Here is a 4,116-nt window from a genome sequence, read left to right on the forward strand (position 1 = left end):
ATTGCATATAAAATAAATTACAATAGTAATTTGATTTTATCAACGCAATATGCGGTTGACAGCGGACATTTGACATAACGGCAAATTATAGGACATGTGCTTTTTTAGATCTGCGAAGCAAACCGTTTCTAGTTTAATGCCCAAGTACTGCACACTAAAACCATTAATACTAAAGCTTCTGGGATATTTTACATAATATCATTATAGTTGACTAATGGTATGTCCTTAGTAAATAACCAATAATAGCATTTGTCCTATAATGTACTTGCGTTATGTACAACATGGGCTTTGGTTAAAAGCGCATGTTAACAATCTTATTCTAGAAAAATTTAATCTATAATTTTCTTTACTCAGTTAATGGAACACTCTTTTTCTGAAAGGGCAGAGGAGTAGAGGAAAATGTGTGTGGAATGGGATTGATTAAATTTATAATGTAACTTGTAGCTGAAAACAGTTAATTTTATATAAATTTACTGCTCTTAAAACCATATTTAATGGCTGATAAAATTCCAGGTGCAGGTCGAAAAAGACCACAATTAAATATCCCGCTCAATCAACTGCTAGTGGATAATGAAAACCCAAGATTAGCAGAGCAATACATGGGTAAAGAAGAAGAGGAAATCTTATCTGTGTTGTACGAACAATTTGATTTAGAAGAAATTGCTTTTTCAATGGTTTCTAATGGTTATTTTGATGAAGAGCCTATAGTTGTTGTACCTATAAATTTACCTGCTGAATTTGATGAAACTCAATATCAAGATGTTAATGATTTACAAAATTATTTAGAACAACTCACACAGGAATCTAATCTACAATTTAGAGTTTTAGAGGGTAATAGAAGGACCGCAACAGCAAAACTTTTAACTGACGCAAAGTTGAGGGCTAAAATTGGGGTTACTGAAGATTTTCCAGCTATTGATAATCCAATTGTAACTGAAGATTTAAAGCAAATTCCTGCTATTGTTTATCTGAACGAAGAAGATGTTTCTCCATATTTAGGAATACGCCATATTTCAGGAAATTTAAGATGGGAAGCTTTTGCAAAAGCTGTTTATCTTGCTAAATTAATTGAGAAAGAGTCAAGTTCTAAAAATATTTCGTTAAATGAAAGCATTCAATCCGTTAGGAAAATTATTCCTGACCGTACCGATTCAATAAAAAAACAATATACTGCTTACAAAATTTTAAAGGAATTGAGAAGTAATTATAATTTCAACGTTAAGCAAATACGAAATAGATTTTCACTTGTAACAGAGATTACAAATAAACCAGACTTACGACAATACCTGAACATTGAAAATTACAATAAAATAGACCTTAGTAATGATGTAATTAATGATGATAATTCTGATAAGTTCGTTCAAGTTTTTACTTGGGTATTTGGTAATGGTAATGACATAGAACCACTGTTTAAAGATAGCAGGTTAATTGGTAAACGTTTAGGACCTATTTTAGCTGATGAAACGGCCACAGAACATCTTATTAAACATGGTAACATTGAAGAAGCATATGAAAGAAGTGGTGGCGAGGAGAAATTTTTCAACAAACAGCTTTACGAAGCCCAAAGAAAAATTGAGAACTCGCTAACTATCGCTTATAAATTTAAAGGAAAACAAGATTCAATTAAGCAAGCTAATGACTTACTTGAGGCAGTGAATGCGTTGAATGAAAATTTGAAGTAAATATGATTAGTATTTTACCAGATTTTAATTCAATATTCAGAATATGTGATTGGATAGAGCTATATATCCTATGCGACAGTAGCCGACTGTCTAAATCCAAATTAATTAATATGCTAAATGCAAATGGCATAGGTTCAACTGATGATGTGCATTCAACTGAAGTTCTAGTTGCAGATATTCATTCTGAATTAGAAAGACGTGAGAGAATGATGGGAGACAATCCAATTTTTACTTTAGATGATAATCAGGTTGTAAGGCGAAATGGACATACTTGGGAAGATGTCCCTGAATATGTTATGTGCCTAGTTTTTTCTCTGCAAGGCGTTAAGAAGATTAAAGGTGATGAAGATGGCACTAAGTTATTCGAAAGGATTGGTAAAGATGTAATTGCATCCTATTTAGATGGTAATGCAATTGTTCTTGGTTTTCCAAATAGTATGAGTTTGAATGCTCAAATTGAAGAGTTAGCTGTTAAAACTAATGAAATCAAATCTCAAGACAGATGTCCTGCAAATACTGATAAGGACAAAGGTGTAGACATAATAGGTTGGAAAGAACATAAAGACGGTAGAAATAATCAAATTGTATTGCTCATTCAAGTTGCTGCTGGATATCACTGGAATATGAAAAAAGCTGTTTCGAAAAAAGCATGGAGAGATTTTGTAATGTGGTCAGCTGATTTAAATATAGGAATTTTAGTAGCTAGTACTTTGGATGAAATTAGATTCCAAAAAGCGAATGATGATTATAATTTGGTATTCGACAGAATAAGAATTTTTATTTCTCTTTATCGTCGCAATTTAACAATTGACAATGCACTTAGATTATTAGTAAAAGATTGGTGTGTAAAAGAATTAAATTTTGAAGCTGCATAAAATATGGATTTAATATCATTATTTTCTGGTTGTGGTGGACTAGATAGAGGTTTTGAGAATGCTGGATTTAATGTTGTTTGGGCAAATGATAATGACAAAAACATTCTAGATACATACAAATTCAATCATCCAAATACAGAGATTGAAATAGGTGATGTTTCAAAAATTCCATCTAGTGATATTCCTAATAATATTTCAGGACTTATAGGTGGACCGCCTTGCCAAAGTTGGAGTGCCGCAGGTAACGGTAAAGGAATTAATGATCCTAGAGGTAAATTATTTTTCGAATATATAAGAATATTGGAAGATAAAAAGCCTCTTTTTTTTCTAGCTGAAAACGTAAAAGGCATGCTTTCGGAAAAGCATAAGGAATCGGTAGAATTAATAAAAAGCTTGCTGGATAACGCTGGTTATGATGTTACAATAAATTTAGTGAATTCTGCAGATTATGGAGTTCCTCAAAAACGTGAAAGAGTAATAATAGTTGGATATAGAAAAGATTTAAATTTAAGATTTTCGCCGCCAGCTAAAAATAAAAAACAAACACTTGTAAAAGAATATCTCAAAGATATTACTGTAAAACCTATCAGTTCTAAAGATAATTTGGCACAACCGCAAAAATGTGTAATTCCAAATCATGAATACTTTACAGGGACATATTCGTATATTTTTATGTCAAGAAATAGAGTTTTAGATTGGAATTTACCTTCTTATACAATTCAAGCGAGTGGGAGACAAGCTTCTTTACATCCTCAGGCTCCAAAGATGGTAAAAGTAGAGAAGGACGTAATGAAATTTGCACACGGAAGCACAAAACTTTATAGAAGATTATCAATTAGAGAATGTGCAAGAATACAAACATTTCCAGATGATTTTTTATTCTTTTATGAGAATTTAAATACTGGTTATAAAATGATTGGGAATGCAGTTCCCGTAAATTTAGCTGAAGCTTTGGCTAAAAAGATATATTCAGATTTATCAAATCACCTAAATAATATTAAAAAGGAATCGAAATCTAAAAGTGAGGTGCTTTCTTTAGAAGAAAAAATATTATGTAAAATAGAAGCTCAAACGGCCTCATAAAATTTTGGTTAAACAATAGGTGAAATGAGCGTACATATTTTAGGGGTTTAGTAATATATAAAGTAAAGAAGTCTAACTATAAATTGGACTTCGAAGCAATCTTAATCAATTCAGAAGTTTCCTAAAATATAGCGAATGAGCCGTTAATTCTTTCCAAAATTATATGCAGCCTTGAATTTTTGTTTCTTTTGTTTTAAGACAAAAGATATTAGAAACTAAAAAAAAGCCAATTTGGAATTCTAAATACAACAAGTGCATAGAATTTTGTTTTTTTCAAAATTTATGCTCTTGTGGCAATCCACGAGAATCTTCTAAAATTTTTTATCACGTACATTTTATCGTTTACGCGATTTTTAAAAGAAGTAAAAAGTTAGCTTTTATTGTGCGGCTGGCAAGCGGCTGGAAATTGCATATAAAATAAATTACAATAGTAATTTGATTTTATCAACGCAATATGCGGTTGACAGCGGACATTT

The 4,116-nt window shown here is 31.3% G+C and carries 3 protein-coding genes; all 3 read left to right on the forward strand.

Annotated elements, in window-relative coordinates:
• Nucleotides 1-494 precede the first annotated feature (494 nt).
• Genes K8Z87_RS13635 through K8Z87_RS13645 form a run of 3 tightly spaced genes read left to right on the forward strand, consistent with a single transcriptional unit; the run spans nucleotide 495 to nucleotide 3,640 of the window.
• Nucleotides 495-1,682: a hypothetical protein gene (locus K8Z87_RS13635; protein WP_227478130.1), complete on the forward strand. Its 1,188-nt coding sequence runs from the start codon at nucleotides 495-497 to the stop codon at nucleotides 1,680-1,682.
• Between the two features lie 2 nt (nucleotides 1,683-1,684).
• Nucleotides 1,685-2,557 (forward strand): hypothetical protein, encoded by an 873-nt coding sequence (locus tag K8Z87_RS13640; protein WP_227478131.1) that lies wholly within the window; start codon nucleotides 1,685-1,687, stop codon nucleotides 2,555-2,557.
• A 3-nt stretch (nucleotides 2,558-2,560) separates the two neighbouring features.
• On the forward strand, nucleotides 2,561-3,640 hold the full coding sequence (locus K8Z87_RS13645) for a DNA cytosine methyltransferase (protein ID WP_227478132.1): 1,080 nt from the start codon (nucleotides 2,561-2,563) through the stop codon (nucleotides 3,638-3,640).
• The last annotated feature ends 476 nt before the right edge of the window (nucleotides 3,641-4,116 follow it).

The sequence above is a fragment of the Winogradskyella immobilis genome (assembly GCF_021887715.1).
GTDB classification, from domain to species: domain Bacteria; phylum Bacteroidota; class Bacteroidia; order Flavobacteriales; family Flavobacteriaceae; genus Winogradskyella; species Winogradskyella immobilis.